Here is a 24,507-nt window from a genome sequence, read left to right as displayed (position 1 = left end):
AAATGGAAAAAGTAATTGAAATGAAAGGTATAACTAAAGTTTTCCCTGGTACCATTGCAAACGACAGTGTAGACTTTGATTTATTACAAGGAGAAACTCACGTATTGCTAGGTGAAAATGGTGCAGGAAAAACTACCTTAATGAATATACTTTATGGCTTGTATCAGCAAGAAAAAGGTGATATTTATGTTAATGGAAATTTGGTTAAAATTAACAATCCTAGTGAAGCGATAAAGCTTGGAATAGGGATGGTTCACCAACACTTTATGTTAGTTCACAACTTTACAGTAGCTGAAAATATTGTACTTGGATGTGAACCCAATAAAGGATTATGTATGGATAGAAAAAAATCATATAAAGATGTAAAGGAATTATCAGATAAATATGGATTTTCTATAGATCCTAATGCTATTATTGAAGATATATCTGTAGGACAACAGCAAAAGGTGGAAATTCTTAAGGCTCTTTATAGAGGAGCAAAGATTCTAATTCTTGATGAACCAACAGCGGTTCTAACACCACAAGAAATTAAGGAACTAGGCAAAATATTAGATAATTTAAAAAATGAAGGAAAATCTGTCATTCTTATAACTCATAAATTAAAAGAAGTTATGAGTATGAGTGATAGAGTTACTATAATTAGAAGAGGTAAGGTTACCGGTATTGTTAATACTACTGATACTAGTATTGATGAATTAGCAGAGTTAATGGTTGGAAGAAAGGTAAACTTAGTGGTAGAAAAAAGAGAATCTGAATTAACAGGAGAAATTCTTAAGGTTGAAAATCTATATGCCAATGATCAAAGAGGTATTCCTGCTGTGAAAAATGTTTCCTTTACTGTTAATGGGGGCGAAATTTTAGGAATTGCAGGAGTAGATGGGAATGGACAAACAGAACTATTAGAAGTACTTACAGGTCTTAGAAAAGGTCACAATGGAAAAGTATTATTAAATGGAAAAGATTTATATGGAAAATCTCCTAGAGAAATTATTGACTCAGGTATTGGACATATTCCTGAAGATAGACATAAAAGAGGACTTATACTAAAATATTCATTATTTGAAAACTCTATTCTTGGAATTCATAAAAACAAAGAATTTAATAAAGGTATTATGATGGACTATAAGGCTATCAAAAAACATTGTGACACACTTATAGAAGAGTTTGATGTAAGAACACCTAGTAATGAAGTAAATGCATCTGCTTTATCTGGAGGTAACCAACAAAAGTTAATTGCAGCTAGAGAAATTTCTAAAGACCCAACATTATTAATTGCTGCTCAGCCTACAAGAGGTATAGATGTAGGTGCTATTGAATATATTCATAGTAGACTTGTAGATGAGAGAGATAAAGGGAAAGCGGTACTTTTGGTATCTTTAGAATTAGACGAAATTTTAGCTCTTTCAGATAGAATTGCTGTTATGTATGACGGTGAAATAGTAGATATTTTAGATAGAAAAGATGCAGATGAGCAAAAGCTAGGAATATTAATGGCTGGTGGAAGCTTAGATAAGAAAGGGGAAGAGAAATAAAATGAGTAGTAAAGTTAAGGATACAATTAAAGCTATACTCTTTCCTGTAGTAGCAGTTATACTTTCTTTGTTTATATCAGTATTTTTTGTTATGTGGGCAAAAGGATATTCAATAACTCAGTACTTTACAGCATTAACTGATTTAGTTTCGGTTATATGGAAGGGGAGCTTTGGAACATCAAGAAATGCAATGACTACATTAGCAGAAGTGACACCTTTGATTTTTACAGGTGTAGCTAATGCTGTAGCTTTTAGATGTGGACTATTTAATATTGGTGTAGGTGGGCAATTTGTATTAGGTATGGTTGCAGCTGCTATAGTAGGAACCATACCAGGATTAAGTCCTATAGTACACATTCCATTAATAATTGTAAGTGGTATAGTTGCAGGAGGAATTTGGGGAGGAATACCGGGATTTCTTAAGGCTAAGTTTGGAACTAATGAAGTTATAAATACAATTATGATGAACTATATTTCTATAGCTTTAGCTAACTATATTATACTTAGAACCTCTTTCGGAGTTTATGGAAAATCAGCAACTCCAATGATAGAAGACAGTGCAAAACTTGCAAGATTTGTTCAAGGAAGTTCAGCTAATATAAGTTTATTTATAGGTATTATAACAGCTATTATTATGGCGTTTATATTATGGAAAACTACCATTGGATATGAGATAAGAGCCGTTGGTATAAATCCTCATGGTGCAGAATATGGTGGAGTAAATGTTGCTAAGAATGCAGTTTTAGCTATGGTTTTATCAGGAGCTATAGCTGGACTTGGTGGAGCTACACATGTAGCTGGTGTGAAACATTTAATTCAAGATTTTATGGTGGTTCCTAGCTATGGGTTTGATGGTATAGCAGTAGCACTGTTAGCTAAGAAAAATCCAGTAGCATGTATTTTATCAGCCATATTGTTCGGAGCTTTAAATAGTAGTTCAAGAGCTCTTCAAATTAGTGGAATACCAAAAGAAATAGTATTTTTAATTCAATCAGTAATTATTATATTTGTAGCAACAGATTACATTGTGACTTACTTTGGAAATAAGAAAAAGAAAGGGGAGATAATGAATGGATAATATAATTGTTGTTAGTATCATTTCATTAATAACAGCTACTTTAAGAATAGCTACACCTCTTATTTTCACATCCTTAGGAGGAGTGTTTTCTGAGCGTTCAGGAGTAGTAAATATAGGTCTTGAAGGTATGATGACCATAGGAGCATTTTTTGCTGTATATGGAACATATATAACAGGTAGTCCTGTAGTAGGAATAGTGTTTGCTTTAGTATCGGGTGGATTACTTGCATTAATTCATGCAGTTCTTAGTATCCACTTAAAATCAGACCAGGTTATTTCTGGTACAGCTATTAACTTGTTTGCTACAGCTCTAGCTAGTTTCTTGATATATATATTATTCAATGGAAAGGGAGGTCAAACAGACTTGGTAACCCTTCTTCCTTACAACTTACCAGAATTCATTGTGAATATTCCTATTATTGGTGATATTTTATCTGGGTTAAACTGGTTTGTAATAATGGCAATAGTATTGGTATTTGTAGCCCATTTTGTACTTTACAAAACTTCTATTGGACTTAGAATTAGATCTGTAGGAGAACATCCAAAAGCTGCAGATACACTAGGAATAAATGTATACCTAGTAAGATACATTTGTGTAATATTATCAGGAATGTTAGCTGGTCTTGGTGGAGCTGCTTTATCAATTGGTGTTACACCGATATATAGAGAAGGAATGATAGCAGGTAGAGGATTCATTGCTTTAGCAGCTGTAATCTTTGGTAACTGGACACCTATCGGTTCCTTTGGAGCATGTTTGTTGTTTGCCTTTGGTGAATCATTCCAGATATTTGCCCAAGGGCTTGGATGGTCATTACCATCTGAAGTGTTTACAATTATACCATATCTATTAACTATGTTAGCACTTGCTGGCTTTGTAGGAAAAACAAATGCTCCAGCTGCTTCAGGAGAAGCATATGAAAAGAATGGTAGATAATATTTAAATTAATTTAAATTGTAATATAGTTTAGAGAGTTAGTTTGTTATAGGCTAACTCTCTTTTTATAAATTATTGTCGGGGAAATATGGATTGTCTCTATTTAGTTAGAAATATCATATAATTTATGATATGATTAGTTAATATGAGTAGGAGGGATATTTATGAATTTAGGCTTTGATTTAAGGCTATCACAGGAACAAAAATTGATTATGACAATGGAGATGCAACAATCAATAAAGTTATTACAAATGTCATCCTATGAACTTTTACAACATATTGATAAGGAATTACAAGAAAATGTAGTTTTGGAAGTAGAAAACAATTTAGAAACAACTAAAGAAGAAATAGTTGATAATGAGTTGAGAGAGTATAGAGAATTAATTAGAGACATGGCCATGGATAATTATAATGATAGATCATACTACAAACATGAAGAAGATGATTTGGTATCACCTTTTAATTTTATAAGTAGCAAGCCTACTATTAAGGATTATTTAAGAGAACAAGTTATGCATAGTAATTTAGATAGACAAGATGAGTGTATTTGTAGATATATTGTAGATAATATTGATTATAGAGGATATTTAGATGAAAAGATTATAGATAATTTAATGGAAGAACTGAGTATTCCAAAGGATTCTGCGATGAGATGTGTAGATATAGTTCAGGGACTTGAACCGCCTGGAATATGTGCTAGGTCACTGAGTGAATGTTTAATACTTCAACTGCATAGGAAAAATATAATGAATAATTATGTTGAGGAAGTAATAAATAATTATTTATATGAGTTATCAAAAGGAAAATATCAATTAATAGGTAAAAAACTTGGAGTTTCGGCTAAAATAGTTCAAGAATGTGAAGATATAATAAAAAAATTGGAACCTAAACCTACCAGGGGGTTTTTTACTGGTGAAGAGATTGGATATTTGATTCCAGATGTTTATGTAAAAAAAATAAGTGATGAATATGTAGTTTTAATGAATGATAATTTATTACCTAAATTAATAATTAATAATACATATAAAGATGTAATTAATAGCAGTAATGATTCGGAAGCTATAGATTATGTAAAAGACAAAATAAGTAGTGCTATGTTTTTGATTAAAAGTATACAAAATAGAAAAAATACTTTGTGTAAAGTCATGGAGGAAATAGTTAAAAATCAAGAGGAGTATCTAGATAAGGGGAATAATTATATAAAACCTATGACTATTAAATATATAGCTAATAGTCTAAATATGCATGAATCTACGGTTGGTAGAGCTATTAGAGATAAATATGTAGCTCTTCATACAGGGGAAATTAAGAGAATAAAGGATTTATTTACTAATAGTGTAAACATTTTAAGTCAAGATATATCATCTGTTAGTGTAAAAGATATGATAAAGAATATAATAGAATCTGAAGACAAGTCAAAACCACTATCTGATTCAGTTATATGTAAACTAGTTAATGAAAAAGGCATAGATATATCTAGACGTACTATAGCCAAATATCGAGAGGAGTTAGGAATAAAATCCTCATCTCAACGAAAAAGATTAATATAGATTTTGATATTCCATATGAAACATTAATTTATTATTATGATTTATATGGAATTATTTTTTTGTATAAATTGTAGATGAATGTAGAAATATAACTTATATAAAACTAAAATTAACATAAGTACTTCACAAACAATGAATATTGGCATATAATATAAATAGAGGTTTAAAATGTTGATGGGACAAATAGTGTCCATAGGGACATATTTTGTCAATGGGGTGAAAGATGGAGAAGTTATTGAAATTACAACAGAAAGTAGTGCCGGAATTGCTAGAAGTTTTAGATATGCGATATACCATATTAAAAAATATAAAGTATAGAGAACCCATAGGCAGAAGGCTGCTGTCAACCATAGTGAATTTAAGTGAAAGGGTTGTAAGAAGCGAAACAAATCTATTGAAAACTCAAGGATTAATTGATATTAAGTCCTCTGGTATGTATATTACTGAAGAAGGTGATGAAGTTTTTATTGGACTTAAGGCTTTTATGAAGGAATTAAGTGGGTTAAATCACTTAGAAGAGGAATTGAAGAAAATTCTTAAAGTTAGAGAAGTAATAGTTATTAACGGAAATGTAACAGAAGATAATTCATTATATACTGAACTTGGTAGGGTAGCGGGTAATTATTTAAAAAGTATTATTAAAGATGATATTACAATATCCCTTACAGGAGGACGAACAATTAAGGAGGTAGTTTACAATTTCCTTCCAATGACTAAATATAAAAATATAAAGGTTTTACCTGGAAGAGGTGGTATAGGAAAGGAAACAGAAATACAATCTAATACCTTAGTAGAGATTTTAGCAAATAAGTTAGATGCTACTTATGAATTGTTACATATTCCAGATAACATAAGTAGTGATTCTTTTAAAGCGTTGATTAAGGAATCAGATATTAAGGAAACTTTTGAACATATAGAGAAATCAAATATTCTTATCCATGGTATAGGACTGGCTAAAGATATGTGTGATAAGAGAAGTCTAGGTAAGGACATAAAGGAAAGAATATTAGAATTAGGAGCTATAGGAGAAGCTTATGGACATTATTTTAATAGCAAAGGTGAGGTTGTATATTCTATGCCTTCAATTGGAATAACTAAAGATAGAATTAAAAATATCCCTAATGTAATAGCTGTAGCAGCTGGTGTTGAAAAGGCAGAAGCTATCATGGTTATACAAATGGATAAATTAAATTCAACATTAGTTACTGATGAAGCTACGGCAAAAGAAATTTTAAAACTATTTTTAAATAAAGTTGGTTGTTAATACTTAATGATTTTATCCTAGAGTTACTTATTAAAGTACTTATATGTTTTTAAAATTAATATATTATGATTTTTAGGATTCTATGCTTTAAAATCAATATGTATATAAGGAAATGTATCTCTAGATAAGGATTTTTAGGATTAAATCTCCTAAAAATCTGTTTATATCAATTAAGTTTAATATAAAAATTATTAAATTAAATGTTGGAGGTATTTTATAATGGTTAAAGTTGGAATTAATGGATTCGGTAGAATTGGAAGAAATGTATTTAAGGTTTTGGTAGATAAATATGGAAATGACATAGAAGTTGTAGCAATTAATGATTTAACAGATCCTGAGACACTAGCACATCTTTTGAAGTATGATACCCTTTATGGAAAATTCAATGGAACAGTTGAAGCTACTGAGAATTCAATTATAGTTAATGAAAAGGAAATAAGAATATTTGCAGAAAGAGATCCTAAAAATATACCATGGGGACTTCAAGGTGCAGATATTGTAATAGAATCTACAGGATTATTTACAGATGCTACAAAAGCAAAGACTCATATAGAAGCTGGAGCTAAAAAGGTGTTAATTTCCGCACCAGCAAAAAATGAAGATATAACAATTGTACTGGGAGTAAATGAAGATAAATATGATGCTAAAAATCATAATATTATTTCAAATGCTTCATGTACAACTAACTGTTTAGCTCCTTTTGCAAAAGTTTTGGATGAAAAGTTTGGTATAGTACAAGGGCTTATGACTACAATACACTCATATACTAATGATCAAAAAATATTGGATGCTCCACATAAAGATTTAAGAAGAGCTAGAGCTGCAGGAGAATCAATGATTCCAACAACTACAGGAGCGGCAAAAGCGGTCGCATTAGTTTTACCACAGCTTAAAGGAAAATTAAATGGTATGGCAGTAAGGGTTCCAACACCAACAGTTTCAATGACTGATTTAGTATGTGAACTTGGTAAGTCTGTGAGCGTAGAGGAGGTTAACGGGGCTTTAAGAGAAGCGGCAGAAGGAAAACTTAATGGGATTTTAGGCTTCTCTGAGGAACCATTAATTTCAATGGACTTTAGAGGTGATGAGAGATCTTCAATTGTAGATGCATTATCAACTATGGTTATGGGAGATAATCTAGTTAAAGTAGTAGCTTGGTATGATAATGAGTGGGGTTACTCAAATAGGCTAGCAGATTTAACAAAATATGTTGCAGATAGATTATAATCTTCAAAATGTGTTAAAATAGGTATGTAATAAAAATCTAGTTCTATGATTTATGATTGAACTAGATTTTTATTACAATAAGTTTAAAAAAGGAGATTTTAATATGTCATTTAACAAGAAATCATTAGAAGACATCAATGTGAAAGGTAAAAAGGTTTTAGTAAGGTGTGATTTTAATGTACCTATAGTAGAGGGTAAAATTACTGATGAAAATAGACTTCTAGGAGCAATACCTACTATAGAGTACTTAGTTAACAATAATGCAAAGGTTATATTATGTTCACATTTAGGAAAACCAAAGGGGGAGCCTAAACCAGAGCTTTCGCTATCACCAGTAGCAGCAAGATTAAGTGAACTATTAAATAAGAAGATAATTTTTGCAGCGGATGATAATGTAGTGGGAGATAAAGCAAAGTCAGCTATTTTAGATATGAATGATGGAGATATAGTACTATTACAAAATACTAGATTTAGAAAAGAAGAAACTAAAAATGAAGAAAATTATTCTAAGGAATTAGCTTCTCTTTGTGATTTATTCGTAAATGATGCTTTTGGAACAGCACATAGAGCACATTGTTCTACAGTAGGAGTAACTGAATTTGTAAAAGAGTCAGTTTGCGGATATTTAATTCAGAAAGAGCTTAAGTTTTTAGGAGAAGCTATAGAAAATGCTGAGAAACCATTTACTGCTATTTTAGGAGGCTCTAAAGTATCAGATAAAATTAATGTAATAAATAATCTTTTAGAGAAAGTAGACAATCTTCTTATAGGAGGAGCCATGGCATATACTTTCCTGAAAGCTAAAGATTATAAAATGGGTATATCAAGGGTAGAAGAAGATAAAATTGATTATGCACTAGAGATGATGGATAAGGCTAAAGAAAAAGGAGTAAAATTATATTTACCGATAGACCACGTAGTAGCTACGGAATTCGATAAAAATGCAAATCCAGTAATAACAGAAGATGAAAATATTCAAGATGGATATATGGCTTTAGATATAGGACCCAAAACAAGAGAATTATATGCAGAAGTGATAGCAAAATCTAAAACTATTATTTGGAATGGTCCAATGGGAGTTTTTGAATTTGAAAACTTTAATAAGGGAACAATAGCAGTAGGAGAAGCTATGGCTAATTGTGATGGAATCACAATAATTGGTGGAGGGGATAGTGCTGCGGCTGTTAATATATTTGGTCTAGGAGATAAAATGACACATATTTCAACAGGTGGCGGAGCTTCCTTAGAATTTTTAGAAGGAAAAGAACTTCCAGGAATTGTTGCTTTAAATGATAAATAAATGTAAAATCTATAAAGAAAGTAATAAACAAGATAAAATCTTGTTTATTTACTTTCCTTTTCGAGAGTAATATATTATATTTGATTTAGAGAAAAAAATGTAATATGTCTCTTAAGGAAAAAACTTGGATATATTAGCATCATTAAAGATGTGTTGCAAAGTTATTAATAGGAGGATTAATCATGAGAAAAGCAATAATAGCAGGAAACTGGAAGATGAATAATACAATAGAAGAAGCAGTAAATTTAGTTAAGGAATTAAAGCCTTTAGTAAATGATGCTAGCTGTGATGTAGTAGTTTGTCCCACTTTTTTAAGTTTACCAGCAATAGTTGAAGAATGTAAGGGAAGCAATATTATGGTTGGGGCTCAAAACATGCATTTTGAAGAGTCAGGTGCTTTTACAGGAGAAGTTTCTCCATTAATGCTTAAAGAACTAGGAGTAAAATTTGTTATAATTGGACATAGTGAAAGAAGACAGTATTTTAATGAAACTGATGAAGCTATTAATAAAAAATTAAAGACTGCTTTTCATCACAAGATTACACCTATATTATGTATAGGTGAAAGTTTACAGCAAAGAGAATTAGGAATAACTGAAGAAGTATTAGGTGCTCAAATAAAGCAAGATTTAATAGGAATAAAAAAAGAGCAAGTTGAAAATATGGTTATAGCCTATGAACCTATTTGGGCAATAGGGACAGGGAAAACTGCAACTGCAGATGATGCTAATAATACAATAGGATTTATTAGAGGAGTTATATGCAAGTTATACGGAGAAGAAGTTGCATATAAAGTTAGAATTCAATATGGCGGATCAGTTAAGCCATCAACTATAAAAGAGCAAATGTCAAAGGAACACATAGATGGAGGATTAATAGGTGGAGCTAGTCTTAAAGCTTCAGATTTCGCAGCTATTGTAAATTACTAATAAAAGGATGGTCAAATATTATGAATAAAAAACCAGTAATGCTAATGATATTGGATGGTTTTGGAATAAGCGATAATGTGGATGGAAATGCAGTTAGAGAGTCTAATAAGCCTAACTACGATGGATTAAAGGCTAAATATCCTCACACCGCATTATCAGCTTCTGGTCTAGATGTAGGGCTTCCTGAGGGGCAGATGGGTAACTCAGAAGTTGGACACTTAAATATAGGTGCGGGAAGAATAATATATCAAGAATTGACTAGAATAACAAAATCAATTAAAGATGGCGATTTCTTTGAAAATAAAGCTTTTAATACTGCTATTGATGATGCGTTAAAAAATAACTCAGCTGTTCACTTAATAGGATTATTATCAGATGGAGGAGTTCATTCTCATATAAATCATGTAAAAGCTCTTATAACTCTTTGTAAGAGAAGGGCTGTAAAAAAAGTTTTTGTTCATTGCTTTTTAGATGGAAGAGATGTATCACCAACATCTTCAAAAATATTTATAGAAGAGTTACAAAACCATATGGATAGTGAGGGAATAGGAGAAATTGCAACTATTTCGGGTAGATATTATGCTATGGATAGAGATAATAGATGGGAAAGAGTACAATTGGCCTATAATGCAATGGTAAAAGGTGAAGGAAATACTAGTACTTCTCCATTTGCAGTTATAGACGATGCTTATCATGATAATAAAACAGATGAGTTTGTAATTCCTAGTGTAATTGTGAAGGATGGTAAACCGGTAGCTACTATAAAAAATAAAGATTCCATAATATTTTTTAACTTTAGACCAGATAGGGCAAGAGAGATAACTAGAGCTTTAAAAGATAAGGATTTTAAAGGTTTTGAAAGAGAAAGTTTAGATGTAACATATGTATGTATGACTCAATATGATAAAACTATTGAGGATGTACAAATAGCTTATAAACCTGAGAGTTATGAGAATACATTAGGTGAATATGTTAGTAGCAAAGGATTAAAGCAGCTTAGAATTGCGGAAACAGAAAAATATGCTCATGTAACTTTCTTCTTTAATGGTGGAGTAGAGGAACCTAATAAGGGTGAAGATAGGGTATTGATTCCATCACCTAAAGTAGCAACCTATGACTTAAAACCAGAAATGAGTGCCTATGAAGTTACTGATGCAGTATTAAAAAGTATTGAAAAGGATGAATATGATTTAATTATATTAAATTATGCTAACCCAGACATGGTTGGACACACTGGAGTTATTGAAGCAGCAGTAAAGGCTATTGAAGTTGTAGATTATTGCTTAGGCAAGGTTGTAAATAAAGTACTAGACCATAATGGTACAGTGTTTATTACAGCAGACCATGGTAATGCTGAGTCTATGATTGATTACTCTACAGGCAAACCAATGACTGCACATACTACTAATCTGGTTCCATTTACATACGTAAGTAAAGAAGTAGGAACACTTAGAAGTGGAGGAATACTTGCAGATATTGCTCCAACTATCTTAACAAAGATGGAATTAGATATTCCAAGTGAAATGAGTGGAAAATCATTAATTTAAGTTGTTAAGTTAAAATATTTAGCCATGCTAAATTTATTATAAACATAATATGAAGGAGGAAAAAAAATGAAACAATATGTTGAAATTATTGATGTCTATGCAAGACAAATATTAGATTCAAGAGCGTTCCCAACAGTAGAGGTTGAAGTTGTTCTAGAAGATGGTACAGTAGGGGTAGCGGCAGTACCTTCAGGAGCATCAACAGGTCAATTTGAAGCTGTTGAATTAAGAGATGGAGATAAATCTCTATACAATGGAAAAGGTGTATTAAAAGCTGTTGATAATGTAAACAACATAATAGCAGAAGAATTAATTGGAATGAATATATTCGATCAAGTTGCTATAGATAAGACTATGATAGAATTAGATGGAACTCATAATAAAGAAAAATTAGGTGCTAATGCTACTTTAGGAGTGTCCCTTGCTTGTGCAAAAGCTGCAGCTAATTACTTAGGACTTGGTTTATACCAATATATTGGTGGAGTTAATGCTAAAGTTTTACCAGTACCTATGATGAATATCTTAAATGGTGGAAAACATGCTGATAATAATGTGGACTTACAAGAGTTTATGGTTATGCCAGCAGGAGCTACATCTTTTAGCGAAGCTTTACGAATGGGAGCAGAAGTTTATCATGCATTAAAAGGAATCTTAAAAGCTAAAGGACTTGGAACAGGTGTAGGTGATGAAGGTGGATTTGCTCCAGATTTATCATCAAATGAAGAAGCAATAAAAGTTATAATCGAAGCAATAGAAAAAGCTGGATATGTTCCAGGAAAAGATGCTTTCATAGCACTTGACCCAGCATCTTCTGAATTCTTTGAAGATGGAAAATATAATCTTGCTGGAGAAGGAAGAATGTTAACTCCTCATGAGATGGCAGATTACTATGTAGAATTATGTGAAAAATATCCAATAATATCTATTGAAGATGGTATGGCTGAAGAAGATTGGGAAGGATGGAAGTACTTAACTGATAAAATAGGTAAAAAAATTCAATTAGTTGGAGATGACTTATTTGTAACTAATACTTCTAGACTTGGAATGGGAATTGAAAGAGAAACTGCAAACTCAATTCTTATAAAATTAAACCAAATAGGAACTTTAACTGAAACTTTAAATGCTATAGAAATGGCTGCAAGAGCTGGTTATACTGCAGTGGTTTCTCACAGATCTGGAGAAACAGAAGATACTACAATAGCTGACTTAGTAGTAGCTACAAATGCAGGTCAAATTAAAACTGGAGCTCCTGCAAGAAGTGAGAGAGTTGCTAAATACAACCAGTTATTAAGAATCGAAGAAGAACTTGGTGACATGGCTGAATTTAGAGGATTAAAATCTTTCTTTAACATAAAAAGATAACTAATTTCTATAATAAAAACATNNATGTTTTTATTATAGAAATTAGAAGTATATATTAATTTAATATATATATTTACATTTATTACTCTTTCCATTGTAAAAATATTTTTACTGTGATAAAATATATTACATGTATAAGGATAAAGAATTAAGGGGGCATAATAATGATAACAGCATTAAAGGTTGTAATAATTATTTCCGCATTAACAGTTATATTGGCAATATCTCTTCAAGAAAGTAAATCATCAGGCTTAGGTGGATTAGTAGCTGGAAGTTCAGAAACTTTTTATAGCAAAAATAAAACTAAAACAAAGGAATCATTCTTAACTAAACTTACTATAGTATCAGCAGTTGTTTTTGCAGGGTCAATTATAGGAATAAACATATTTATACTTTAACTAAAAGCTATCCAGGGGGATAGCTTTTGTATTTAATGTCTGATAAAATTATATTAAAGATTAAATGTTTACACTTTAATATGATAACTTTATAATGTATATAGATGAATTTTTTAGTGATAGGGGAGAAAATAATGAGTGGATATGTTTCAAAACTTGAAACTTCAGAAATGGATTATCTTGTTGATGCAATTAGATCTCTTAAAACCAGAGAGGAAGTATATAGGTTCCTTGAAGATGTTTGTACAATAAATGAAATAAAAGCTATGGAGCAAAGACTTCAAGTTGCAAGAATGCTTAAAGAAAGAAGAACTTATTTAGATATCGCTAGTAGTACTGGAGCTAGCACTGCTACCATAAGTAGAGTTAATCGTTCTTTAAATTATGGAAATAATGGATATAAGGTAGTATTTGAAAGAGTTGATTGGAATGAATATGAAGATAAATAGAAAGTTGTAAGTAATCATAGATTAATTATAAGAAAAAGCTTTACTTTGAAGAGAGTAAGGCTTTTTCTATTTAATCAATTTATTAGAAATTAAAATAATTACAATATAAGGTTATGGTGTATTAACCATATTGAGTAATTATTTATATGTCGTTTATAAATTCATAGTATATGGTATAATAAAGAATAGGTTAAATATTCATAGTATAGTATTATATTATAGGATAAAGAAGATTAATAAATTACATTAGATAACTATAAATTTAGGAGTGATTAGATGGATTTAAAAAAGCTATTAAACAAGGAGCAATACGAAGCAGCTGTTACCGTAGAAGGCCCCTTGTTAATTTTAGCAGGTGCAGGATCAGGAAAGACTAGGGTTCTTACTTATAGAATGGCACATATGATAAATGATTTAAATATATATCCCTCACAGATTTTAGCTTTGACTTTTACAAATAAAGCAGCAGGAGAGATGAAGGAAAGAGTTAAATCATTAGTAGGAGATATAGTTGATACAATGTGGGTTTCAACTTTTCACTCTAGCTGTGTAAGAATTTTAAGAAGAGAAATTGATAAGTTAGGATACAATAAAAATTTTACTATATATGATAGTTACGATGCCAAATCACTAGTAAAGCAGTGCATGAAAGAACTTAATATCAATGATAAAGACATAACTGATGGAGAAATTATCTCAAAAATTTCCGATGCTAAAAATAAATTAATATCTGCTAAGAAGTTTAAAAAAGAAAATGAAGGAAACTTTCGAATGAATAAGATAGCAGATGTTTATCTAACCTATGAAAAGAAATTAAAGACTACAAATTCTTTGGATTTTGATGATCTAATTTATTTAGTTGTTAAACTGCTTAAAGAAAATGATGAGGTTAGAGAGTTTTATAGAAGAAAATTTAAATATATTCTTGTAGATGAGTATCAAGATACTAATAAATGTCAATATGAATTGATAAAGCTTTTAGTTAATGAAAATGAAAATATATGTGTAGTTGGAGATGACGATCAATGTATTTATGCATGGAGAGGTGCAGATATAAATAATATATTGGACTTTGAAAAGGATTTTCCAAGAGCAAAGGTTATTAAGTTGGAGCAAAACTATAGGTCGAAATCAAACATATTAGAGGCTGCTAATAAGGTTATAAGAAATAATGCGCAAAGAAAAGATAAAGTGTTAAGAACTGAAAGTGAATCTGGAGAAAAGCTAAAAGTATACAGAGCCTATAGCGACATAGATGAAGGAAACTTTGTAGCAACTCAAATTAAAAGGATGATAAGAGAAGAAAATAGAAGCTTAAAGGATTTTGCTATACTTTATAGAATGAACTCCCAATCGCGTATATTTGAGGAAGCCTTTAGAAGGAATGAGATAACCTATAAAATAGTAGGGGGACTCAGATTCTATGAAAGAAAAGAAATTAAGGATGTTATGGCTTACTTGAAAGTGATAAATAATCCTCTTGATGATATAAGTTTAAAAAGAATTATAAATGAGCCTAAAAGAAGTATTGGAGACACAACCATAGCTAAGGTACAGGAATTTGCAGCAGAAAATAATATATGCATGTATGATGCACTTTTAGATGCAGAATTTATACCAAATCTTTCTGCAAGAGCTATAACATCTATAAATAAATTTGTGAGCTTAATGAATACTCTTATAGTGGATGCAGAGAATATAAGTGTACCTGAACTAATTGAGGATATTTTAGATAGAAGTGGATACATGAAAATGCTTAAGGGGTCTAGTAGTGCCGAGGATGAAAGTAGAATAGAAAACTTAAAGGAACTTGTATCTGATGCTGTAGTCTTTGAAAATTCTTCAGAAGATAAATCCTTAAGTGCCTTTTTAGAAAAGGTAACTTTAGTTTCTGATATAGATAATTTAGATGAAGAGAATAATGCAGTAGTAATGATGACTGTTCATAGTTCAAAAGGACTTGAATTTCCAGTAGTTTTCTTAGTTGGAATGGAAAATGGAATATTTCCAGGAATGGCTTCTTTGAATAATTTTAATGAGATGGAAGAATCAAGAAGACTTTGCTATGTTGCTATTACAAGAGCTGAAGAGATGCTATATATATCATCGGCAGAACAGAGAATGGTATTTGGTAGAACTGTGGGATATCCTATATCAGACTTCATAAGTGAAATACCTAAGGAATTAAAATATGATTTGAATGATGATGGAGGAACTCAATCCAAAGGAAGTTTTGATAATATTAACAATAAGGTAAATAATAAGGTTAATAATAATCCTCACTCCTTTAGAAGTGGTTTTTATAATTCAAAGAAACCTATGGCTTCAAGTGAAATTAGTGGCATTGAATGTGGAGTTGACAAATGTGCAGTTAAAGAAGAACTTACTATAGGGGTAAAAGTAAGACATGGTAAATTTGGAGTGGGAACTGTAGTATCTATATCCTCAGACAATGGAGAAACTATAGTTACTATAGCTTTTAACAATATGGGAATCAAAAAGCTTATGCTTAATAAGGCAGGTCTGGAACTAGCTTAATATAGTGTAAGAAAGTCACGAAGACAGCAGAATAAGTTTATTATAGGCTATGTTTTAGATGTTAATAAAACATAGCCTATAATTAAATTTTAAATATATAAGAGCTATTTTTAAGTTAATAGGAGGAAGCGTTATAATGAGTGATGATAAGCGTAGTAAAATGCTGAAGTTAGTAGAGGAGTTAAATAAATACTCCTATGAATACTATGTACTAGATAATCCTATCATATCTGATAAAGAATATGATAAAAAATATGATGAACTTAAAGTATTAGAAAGTGAACTTGAAGAGGTTTTACCTTATTCACCAACGTTAAGAGTAGGAGATATAGTTTTAGATGAATTTAGAAAATATAAACATAGAGCTCCTCTTTGGAGTTTAGATAAGGCTCAATCCATAGAACAAATTAAGAATTGGCATAATAGAAATATTAAAGCTATAAACGAGTATAATAATAATAATGAAGAAAAACTGCCAAGTGTTAAATATATTGTTACTAAAAAGTTTGATGGACTTTCTATAAATTTGACCTATAACCAGGAGGGGATTTTAATAGTTGGATCCTCTAGAGGGACTGGAGAAATTGGAGAAGACATTACTAGTCAAGTAAAGACTATAAAATCTATTCCACTCATAATAGATAATCACAGTATAATCGAAGTTCATGGTGAAGCTATTATGACAAAGGAAGCTTTTGAAAACTATAATAAAAATGCTTCTATCCCATTAAAGAACTTAAGGAATGGAGCAGCTGGAGCTCTTAGAAATTTAAATGTAAAGGAGACTGCCAGAAGAAATTTATCTGCTTTTTTCTATGATGTTGGATATAATGAAGGAAATCCGTTTAATACATATACTGAAATGATGAATTTTATAAAAAAAATGGGACTCCCTATGGATAATTATATGGAAACATGCACTAATATTGATGAGATAGAAAAACAAGTTGAATATATTAATAGTATTAGAAACAACTTGAATTATGACATAGATGGGGTAGTTATAGCAATTGATGATATAAAAACTAGAGAGGTATTAGGATATACAATTAAGTTTCCTAAGTGGGCAATAGCTTATAAGTTTGAAGCAGAAGAAACAACTACTAAGCTTTTGGATGTAGAATGGAATGTAGGTAGAAGTGGAAGAGTTAGTCCTACTGCAATTCTTGAGCCAGTAGAGTTAGGTGGTGTAACAGTTAAAAGAGCTACTTTGAATAACTTAGATGATATTCAGCGTAAGGGAGTGAAAATTGGAGCTACAGTATTTGTTAGAAGATCTAATGATGTAATTCCAGAAATAATGGGAGTAGTAGAGGAGTCATTAGAAAGAAGTATTTCTATTGAAGAGCCTAAGGTATGTCCTAGTTGTGGGGAAGAATTATTTAGAGATGGAGTGCATTTGTTTTGTGAAAACACCTTGGCATGTAAGCCTCAAATGGTAAAAACTATAGTTCACTACGCTGGCAGAGAAGCTATGAATATAGCTGGATTTAGTGAAAAAACTGCTGAACAGTTATTTGAAAAACTTGGAATAAAGTCCATAGCAGATTTATATAGAATAAAAAAAGATGAATTAGTTGGATTAGAAAAGTTTGGAGATAAGAAAGCTACAAATCTTTTAACAGCATTAGAGAATAGTAAAGAATGTGAATTATCTTCATTTATATATGGACTAGGTATTCCTAATGTGGGTAAAAAGACAGCTAAGGATCTATCAAAGAAATTTAAAACTTTAAAAAATATTGAGAAAGCATCCTTTGAAGAATTAATATCAGTTCCTGATATAGGAGATATAGTTGCAAAAACTATAGTTGAATTCTTCTCATTAGATAAATCTAGAGAAACCATAAATGAGCTATTAAATTTGGGTGTAACTCCAAGGGAGGAACAAGTTCAGCAAATAGATGAAAATCCTTTTAAAGATAAAACTATTGTAGTTACAGGAAGTTTAAAAGAATTTTCAAGAAATGAAATTAAAGATAAATTAGAAAGTTTCGGTGCAAAGGTAGCAGGTTCTGTAAGTAAAAAAACAGACTTTGTTATAGTTGGAGAAGACCCAGGTTCTAAGTATAATAAAGCTATAGAATTAGGAATTAGAGTAATTTCTGAAGAAGAGTTTAAGGGAATGATTTAAAGTAGAAAGCATTAGCCCCATGGAGTTTTTATCCATGGGGTTAATTGCTATAGTAAATAATCTGTATTGTACTATACATCTAATCAATATAAATTTTTCTGTTGATTAGGAGTATCATCCATAACTAAATAATTATTATTCTAGATAGTAGAGTCAGAAGTGCTATCTAAAAGCTCTGAATTAGAGTTTTCATCAATTATTTCAGATTTTTTTTGTTGTTCCTTTTCCTTAGCTTGCATATCTATACATGAAATATTTAATATATGTGAGATTTTTTCAAGTATATAATTACTATATCTCAGCTGGCTATATATAGAATTGAAAACAACAAATCCCCAAATGATTATTATCATAAAAGTTATTAAAGATAAGATTCCTAATATTTTCAATATAATATCTAAGTAAACCATAAGATACCTCCAATTTATTTACACATTATTATAAATATTATATCACATGTTTACAATTGGAAAAGAAGAATTTTGTGTTAACTTGCTCAGAATTGTTTATTTTGAAATAAATAAGTAAATAATTTTAAATATAGGAGGTGTTGTGGTGAAGAAAATAATATTTACAGTACTTTGCATTATAATAATTTTAGCAGGAATATCTATTGAGAAAGATAAATTAAATTCTGTAAAATATAGTAAAGTGAATTATATAACTTACAATATGAATGTAAATCCTGAAGATTTACAGTTAACAAGAGAAAATACTGTAAGAGATAAAGATTTGCTAATAACACTTTTTGAAGGTTTAGTAAAAGAAGATAACAATGGAGAAATAGTACCAGCACTTGCAAAGGAGATAATAACTTCAGAAGATGGCTTAGAATACACTTTTATATTAAGAGAGGATATATATTATAGTACAGGAGAAAAAATTACTGCAGAGGCAATTAAGAGTTTTTTTAAAGGATTTTTAAGTGATAGAAATAATGTATATGCTAGTAGTTTAGATTGTATATATGGAGCTAAGGAGTTTAGAGAAGGAATTGGTGATTTTTCAAATGTGGCAATAAACGTAAAAGATGATAGTACCATAGCTATTAGACTAAATTATAAAAATCCTTATTTTATTAATATCATAGCTAACCCAGTATTTAACATTAGAGATTACGGAACCCTGGATAAGTATAAGGAAAATTTTACTTCAATAAGGTATACAGGTCCCTTTGTAATTAAAGATGTAAAGAATGATGGGATCTACATAGAAAAAAATCAAAAGCATTATGAAAGAATTAAAATTACTGATGAAACTATTAGAATTACATTTTTAAACAGCGAAGAAAATACTTTAGCTATTTTTGAAAAGTCGACGGATACCAATACAGATTATTTTTCAGGTGGTATTGATATAATGATGGATGCTCCAATAAATGAACTTTTAAGATTATCTCAAAATTCAATGGTGAAAAGTTTTAATGGTTCAGCTGTATATTATTTAAGTTTTAACCCGGATAAAGAAACTGTTGGTGGAGATGTAAATTTTAGAATAGCTATAAACTCACTTTTATCAAAGGAATACTACTCTCAACTTATATGCAAAGAATTACTTACTCCAGCTACATCCTATGTGATGGAAACAGATGAAACAGAACAAGTATTCTCGATTTTTGGAGATACTGAAAAAGCTAAAGAATTCTTTAACAAGGTCAATATCAATGAAAATCCTGAAATAAGAGTAATTTTTGAAAAAAATAACTTGAATAGGAGAATTGTTGAAGATTTAAGTATTGATATTAAAGAGTGTACTGATTCAGAAATAGTTTTAAAAGAATATTCTAAAGAAGAGTTGAAAAATGCTGTTGATAAAGGAGATTATGATATAGTATTGCAGAGGTTTGATTTCAGCTATAGAAATCCTGGAGAGTATTTTGAGAGTTTCCATAAGATTTCTAATAATAATCTTATTTCATATGAAAATGAAGAATATTACAATCTTATTAATTCTGCAAAATATGAAATGAATGACGAAAAAAGAAAAATTATTTATGAGGAATGTGAAAAAATACTAAGAAATCAGTTAATATCTATACCTATATATAATATTAACAATGTTATTTGCGTTAAAGAAGGTATAAACCAAGTGTATGTAACTACCACTGGAAATATAAGATTAGAAAAAGTTAAAGAAGTACCTTAAATTTAAGGTACTTCTTTATTAGAAATCTAAAATTGTATTTAAATAAATAATTGTAAAAAAGTTAAACATGTTTTTACAAGAATCAAAACTATGTTTATAATGTTTATAACTTTCTTTCTTTCTATTTAAAGAAATATTTTTAACAAAAATAGGTGCTAAATCATTAGTATCATTATTTACATAAGAAGAAAATCTAAAATAATTATCATCTAATAGGTCTTCTGCCTTACATGAAAAATTCCTATATCTTTCAGGGTTATCAAGACTAGGAGCTTCCGGCCACCTAAGTATAATTCCAGAGCTTACTACCTGTTTTTTATAAAGACCATGAATTTTAGAAGCTAGCTCGGTTTTTTCATTGTCACTTAATAAAGACTCTTGAATCATAAATACATAAAGATATAGAATTATTTCATCTGAAGAAAATTTGTTTTCTTTTTCAGAAATGTCTTTTATAAAAATACCATCATCATTATTATATAATTTTTCTAGGTTATTAAAGATTTTAAAGGCTGCATCTTTAAAATGAGATAAATTGGTATTTTTATAAGTTAATATAGAGTTTATATAGCATAAACAAGAAATATCTATATTATCTCTAATTACAGAAGGTGGCATATGATTGATGTTTTCAATCATTAATTCAGAAAAATCTACTAGTAATTCCTTAGCTTTCTCCAGTTTTGAACATTCATAAAGAATATTGAAGGCTAAACATATTTTAACTAACTCATCGTGAGAAGTATTATATATTTCTTGTTTTAGACTTGAGAATAGATTCATTATATCTAGAGCAAAGGATTGAAAGTTTTCATTATTGTCTTCTGAAAGTGTAGCACATTTATAATATGCTGCCATAAGAAGAGCTTGTGTTGAAAATTTAAACTTCATATTCTTGTCTGTAAGAAAATATTCTTTTTGAAGAGGATCAGTAGAATCATATTTATCAACAAATACCCCCTCACTATTACGGCAATAAAGAGCAAAAAATTCTAATTGCTCAATGGATAGGTCAACATAGTATTTGCTAAGTTTATATTTATCCTCATCAATATCTTTAAATTTTCTATAATAGTCAGATAAGTACAGCAAACCAAGGGTCATATACCCATTAGCACATATGTTTATTTCTCTTTTAAACTTGCGATGATTCCAAAGTAATTTATCTTTTTCTTTCAAAAGTTTTCCGTCAGCTTTTCTATATACACATAATAGTGGAGAAATAACGCTATTTGTGATATCATCATCATTAGGTAAAGGTTTAATTTTTAAGTTTGCATTTCTAGATATAATTCCACATCCAGAGTGTAGAACTATATGTCTAAGGGACTCTTTAGAAAAATGAAACAATTGACTTTTTATATTGTCATTGTTTAGTATGTTAATTCTTAAAAAAGGTCCTATATATCTCAAAATAACACCACCAGAATATTAGTTATATTTAATAATATGATATGAGAAGTGAAAATGTGCTAAAAACACAATAGTTTTTTTAGGTTAGGAGAATTTATATGAGGGTAGGAAAATTAAATTGGAATGAACTAAAGTACATAATAGATAACCATAAAGGGAAAGAGCGGAAGGAAGTAGAAGTATCTAACGGCATAGGAGAAGATTGTGCCATTATAAATTTTGGCAGTAATCAATGCGTAATTTCTACAGACCCTGTAACTGGTGCAGAGGAAAATATAGGTAAAATTGCAGTTAACATTAACTGTAATGATATAGCTTCCTGTGGAGTCGAGCCATTAGGAATCTTGGTTACCATATTAGCACCACCAAAGACTACTATACAAGAATTACATGATCTTATGAAAGAAATTCATGAAGAAGCATGTAAAGTAAATGTTCAAATTATAGGTGGCCATACTGAAATAACAGAAGCTGTTAATAAGATAGTGGTTTCGTGTACGGCTATTGGAAAAAGTAATGTTAATAGTGCTATTAGCACATCAGGAGCAAAAGTAGGGGATAGCATAATAGTTACTAAACAACTATGCCTTGAAGGAACTTCAATATTGGTTAATGATTATGAAGAGAGATGCAGGAGTATATTAACAGATGAAGAGATTGAAGAAGCAAGAGGCTATGTGGAGAGCATAAGTGTAGTGAAAGAAGGAAAAATAGGTGGAATAGCTAAAGCAACATCTATGCATGATATAACAGAGGGTGGAGTTTTAGGAGCATTATGGGAAGTTGCTAATGCAAGTAATGTAGGATTTAAGGTTAATAAATCTAAAATGCCAATTACAGAAATTACAAGGAAAGTATGTAAAGAATTTAATATAGATCCATTAAGACTAATATCATCAGGTAGTATGCTTATAACTACTGATAATCCAGAAAAGTTGTTAAAATCTTTTGATGATAATGGAATTAAGGCTACTGAAATAGGAGAAATAACTAAGAGTAAAGGTATAGTAATAGATGATAAAGAAATCAATGAAGTGACTCCGCCAGAAGCAGATGAGTTATTTAACATATAGTAGACATTTAAGAAGGAGAATTTGTAATGAAAAGAGTAATAGTTGCTAGTAATAATCATCATAAAATTGTAGAAATAAAGGAGATTCTTAAAGAGTTTGATTTAGAGGTAGTATCTTTAAAAGAAGCTGATATAGATATAGATGTAGAAGAAACAGGCACTACATTTATGGAAAATGCATACATAAAGGCTAAGGCAATTCATGAAATTTGTAAAGATGTACTTGTTTTATCTGATGATTCAGGATTATCAGTAGAAGTATTAAATGGAGCTCCGGGAATATATTCTGCTAGATATAGTGGTGAACATGGAAATTCAGTGGGAAATAATAAAAAGTTAATAAGAGAGTTAGAAGGTGTGCCTTTTAATGAACGAAAAGCAAAATTTATATGTGCTATGGTTTTAATAGTTAATGATAAAGATATTATCAAAGTTCAAGGTGAAGTAGAAGGTTTAATATTAGAGAAATACAAAGAGTGTGAAGGATTTGGATATGATCCTTTATTCTACGTGCCAGAACTAAAGGCTACATTTAATGATGTACCTTCTAAAGTGAAAAATGCTATAAGTCATAGAGGAAATGCATTATCTAAGTTAACAGAAGAGATGAAAAAATATTTATAGTCTACATATAATAATTTTACTTGTTATATATTTAAATAGTTCCATGTATAAATATATTTATTTTTACATAGTGAACTATTTAAATTTATTCCGTGTGTTGAGTATTAAGTTACATAATTTATTAATTGCATTTAAGTTTATTTTGATATAGACAGAGAATTTAGTAGTAACAATATAAGTCATTAGTATTTATAAGGTATATAAGAGAAAAGAAGGTAAAATAAGGACTTGAAGAGAATTTACAATAAAAACTGTCAAAATTTAATTAAAAACTTCAAAAAAGGTGTTGACTAATTAAAGGGAAGTCTGTATAATAAATTTTGTCGTTAAGGTTATTAATCAAACGGCACTGATTAAGATATATCGGGGTGTGGCGCAGATGGGAGCGCGCGTGGTTTGGGACCATGAGGTCGCAGGTTCAATCCCTGTCACCCCGACCATTTTAAATTAAATATATGCGGGTGTAACTCAATGGTANNTCCCTTAAGACGCACCATATATGGTGAACGTAGTTCAGTTGGTAGAGCGCCAGATTGTGGTTCTGGTTGTCGTGGGTTCGAGTCCCATCGTTCACCCCATTAAATTTTGGGATATCGCCAAGCGGTAAGGCACCAGACTTTGACTCTGGCATTCGTAGGTTCAAATCCTGCTATCCCAGCCAGATGGTTCACTAGCTCAGTCGGTAGAGCACATGACTTTTAATCATGGTGTCCGGGGTTCGATCCCCCGGTGAGCCACCAAAAATGAAACATGCAGGTGTGGCGGAATTGGCAGACGCACTAGACTTAGGATCTAGCGCCTTAGGCGTGGGGGTTCGACTCCCTTCACCTGCACCAATCATAAAAATAAAAAAAATGCGGGAGTGGCTCAGTGGTAGAGCGTCACCTTGCCAAGGTGAACGTCGCGAGTTCGAATCTCGTCTTCCGCTCCAAATGCGGGCGTAACTCAATGGCAGAGTGCGAGCCTTCCTAGCTAGTTACGAGGTTTCGATTCCCTTCACCCGCTCCAAAA

The 24,507-nt window shown here is 30.6% G+C and carries 19 protein-coding genes and 7 tRNA genes; 24 read left to right on the top strand and 2 right to left on the bottom strand.

The genetic code is table 11. The features are described from left to right. Nucleotides 1-2 precede the first annotated feature (2 nt). From B2S02_RS14320 to ligA, 14 genes are all read left to right on the top strand, one after another. Nucleotides 3-1,532 (top strand): ABC transporter ATP-binding protein, encoded by a 1,530-nt coding sequence (locus B2S02_RS14320; protein ID WP_346848979.1) that lies wholly within the window; start codon nt 3-5, stop codon nt 1,530-1,532. Nucleotide 1,533: 1 nt separating this feature from the next. Continuing rightward, entirely contained in the window at nt 1,534-2,610 is a 1,077-nt protein-coding gene (locus tag B2S02_RS14315) for an ABC transporter permease (protein WP_346848980.1), read from the top strand. Further along, a complete protein-coding gene (locus B2S02_RS14310; RefSeq protein ID WP_346848981.1) occupies nt 2,603-3,544 on the top strand; it encodes an ABC transporter permease in 942 nt (313 codons plus the stop codon). The genes B2S02_RS14315 and B2S02_RS14310 overlap by 8 nt, the downstream gene beginning before the upstream one ends. Nucleotides 3,545-3,708: 164 nt before the next feature. After that, the gene (gene rpoN / locus B2S02_RS14305) at nt 3,709-5,094 is read left to right on the top strand and encodes an RNA polymerase factor sigma-54 (RefSeq protein ID WP_346920948.1); all 1,386 of its coding nucleotides are present in this window, start codon (nt 3,709-3,711) and stop codon (nt 5,092-5,094) included. 223 nt (nt 5,095-5,317) lie between these two features. Next, on the top strand, nt 5,318-6,358 hold the full coding sequence (locus tag B2S02_RS14300; RefSeq protein ID WP_346848983.1) for a sugar-binding transcriptional regulator: 1,041 nt from the start codon (nt 5,318-5,320) through the stop codon (nt 6,356-6,358). Between the two features lie 219 nt (nt 6,359-6,577). Beyond that, nucleotides 6,578-7,585, top strand: a complete 1,008-nt coding sequence (gap, locus tag B2S02_RS14295; protein ID WP_035132381.1) for a type I glyceraldehyde-3-phosphate dehydrogenase — start codon at nt 6,578-6,580, stop codon at nt 7,583-7,585. A gap of 103 nt (nt 7,586-7,688) precedes the next feature. After that, nucleotides 7,689-8,885, top strand: coding sequence for a phosphoglycerate kinase (locus B2S02_RS14290; protein WP_346877832.1), 1,197 nt, complete (start codon nt 7,689-7,691; stop codon nt 8,883-8,885). A gap of 182 nt (nt 8,886-9,067) precedes the next feature. Then, nucleotides 9,068-9,814 (top strand): triose-phosphate isomerase, encoded by a 747-nt coding sequence (gene tpiA, locus B2S02_RS14285; RefSeq protein ID WP_346848985.1) that lies wholly within the window; start codon nt 9,068-9,070, stop codon nt 9,812-9,814. Between the two features lie 20 nt (nt 9,815-9,834). After that, the gene (gene gpmI / locus B2S02_RS14280; protein WP_346848986.1) at nt 9,835-11,361 is read left to right on the top strand and encodes a 2,3-bisphosphoglycerate-independent phosphoglycerate mutase; all 1,527 of its coding nucleotides are present in this window, start codon (nt 9,835-9,837) and stop codon (nt 11,359-11,361) included. Nucleotides 11,362-11,427: 66 nt separating this feature from the next. After that, nucleotides 11,428-12,723 (top strand): phosphopyruvate hydratase, encoded by a 1,296-nt coding sequence (eno, locus tag B2S02_RS14275; RefSeq protein WP_035132373.1) that lies wholly within the window; start codon nt 11,428-11,430, stop codon nt 12,721-12,723. Nucleotides 12,724-12,887: 164 nt separating this feature from the next. After that, nucleotides 12,888-13,121, top strand: a complete 234-nt coding sequence (gene secG / locus B2S02_RS14270) for a preprotein translocase subunit SecG (RefSeq protein WP_035135246.1) — start codon at nt 12,888-12,890, stop codon at nt 13,119-13,121. Nucleotides 13,122-13,255: 134 nt separating this feature from the next. Further along, complete coding sequence (locus tag B2S02_RS14265) at nt 13,256-13,570, top strand: YerC/YecD family TrpR-related protein (protein WP_346848987.1); 315 nt, start codon at nt 13,256-13,258, stop codon at nt 13,568-13,570. 276 nt (nt 13,571-13,846) lie between these two features. After that, nucleotides 13,847-16,108: a DNA helicase PcrA gene (gene pcrA / locus B2S02_RS14260; RefSeq protein WP_346880638.1), complete on the top strand. Its 2,262-nt coding sequence runs from the start codon at nt 13,847-13,849 to the stop codon at nt 16,106-16,108. A gap of 136 nt (nt 16,109-16,244) precedes the next feature. After that, a complete protein-coding gene (ligA, locus tag B2S02_RS14255; protein WP_346848989.1) occupies nt 16,245-18,242 on the top strand; it encodes an NAD-dependent DNA ligase LigA in 1,998 nt (665 codons plus the stop codon). Nucleotides 18,243-18,382: 140 nt separating this feature from the next. Here ligA and B2S02_RS14250 read toward each other — a convergent pair whose 3' ends face one another. Then, the gene (locus B2S02_RS14250) at nt 18,383-18,652 is read right to left on the bottom strand and encodes a hypothetical protein (protein ID WP_346848990.1); all 270 of its coding nucleotides are present in this window, start codon (nt 18,650-18,652) and stop codon (nt 18,383-18,385) included. 145 nt (nt 18,653-18,797) lie between these two features. Between B2S02_RS14250 and B2S02_RS14245 the strand changes: the two genes are divergently transcribed. Then, nucleotides 18,798-20,387: an ABC transporter substrate-binding protein gene (locus tag B2S02_RS14245; protein WP_346848991.1), complete on the top strand. Its 1,590-nt coding sequence runs from the start codon at nt 18,798-18,800 to the stop codon at nt 20,385-20,387. An 18-nt stretch (nt 20,388-20,405) separates the two neighbouring features. Here B2S02_RS14245 and B2S02_RS14240 read toward each other — a convergent pair whose 3' ends face one another. After that, nucleotides 20,406-21,800 (bottom strand): hypothetical protein, encoded by a 1,395-nt coding sequence (locus B2S02_RS14240; RefSeq protein ID WP_346848992.1) that lies wholly within the window; start codon nt 21,798-21,800, stop codon nt 20,406-20,408. Between the two features lie 98 nt (nt 21,801-21,898). On the opposite strand from B2S02_RS14240, the gene B2S02_RS14235 reads away from it, so the two are divergent. From B2S02_RS14235 to B2S02_RS14195, 9 genes are all read left to right on the top strand, one after another. Beyond that, nucleotides 21,899-22,873: an AIR synthase family protein gene (locus B2S02_RS14235; RefSeq protein WP_346848993.1), complete on the top strand. Its 975-nt coding sequence runs from the start codon at nt 21,899-21,901 to the stop codon at nt 22,871-22,873. Between the two features lie 26 nt (nt 22,874-22,899). Beyond that, nucleotides 22,900-23,496 (top strand): XTP/dITP diphosphatase, encoded by a 597-nt coding sequence (locus tag B2S02_RS14230; RefSeq protein ID WP_346920947.1) that lies wholly within the window; start codon nt 22,900-22,902, stop codon nt 23,494-23,496. A gap of 364 nt (nt 23,497-23,860) precedes the next feature. Continuing rightward, nucleotides 23,861-23,936: transfer RNA gene (locus B2S02_RS14225), tRNA-Pro, on the top strand. Nucleotides 23,937-23,998: 62 nt separating this feature from the next. Further along, nucleotides 23,999-24,074: transfer RNA gene (locus B2S02_RS14220), tRNA-His, on the top strand. A gap of 8 nt (nt 24,075-24,082) precedes the next feature. Further along, nucleotides 24,083-24,157 (top strand) — tRNA-Gln (locus tag B2S02_RS14215). A 3-nt stretch (nt 24,158-24,160) separates the two neighbouring features. Next, a tRNA-Lys gene (locus tag B2S02_RS14210) sits at nt 24,161-24,236 on the top strand. Nucleotides 24,237-24,248: 12 nt separating this feature from the next. Continuing rightward, nucleotides 24,249-24,332, top strand: a tRNA-Leu gene (locus tag B2S02_RS14205). A 20-nt stretch (nt 24,333-24,352) separates the two neighbouring features. Further along, a tRNA-Gly gene (locus tag B2S02_RS14200) sits at nt 24,353-24,427 on the top strand. A 3-nt stretch (nt 24,428-24,430) separates the two neighbouring features. Continuing rightward, nucleotides 24,431-24,504: transfer RNA gene (locus tag B2S02_RS14195), tRNA-Gly, on the top strand. The last annotated feature ends 3 nt before the right edge of the window (nt 24,505-24,507 follow it).

Source organism: Clostridium sp. UBA7339 (assembly GCF_002470865.1).
In the GTDB taxonomy this organism is placed as follows: domain Bacteria; phylum Bacillota; class Clostridia; order Clostridiales; family Clostridiaceae; genus Clostridium_J; species Clostridium_J sulfidigenes.
The sequence above is the reverse complement of the archived record's forward strand: the minus strand, read 5'-3'. Positions and strand labels throughout refer to the sequence as shown.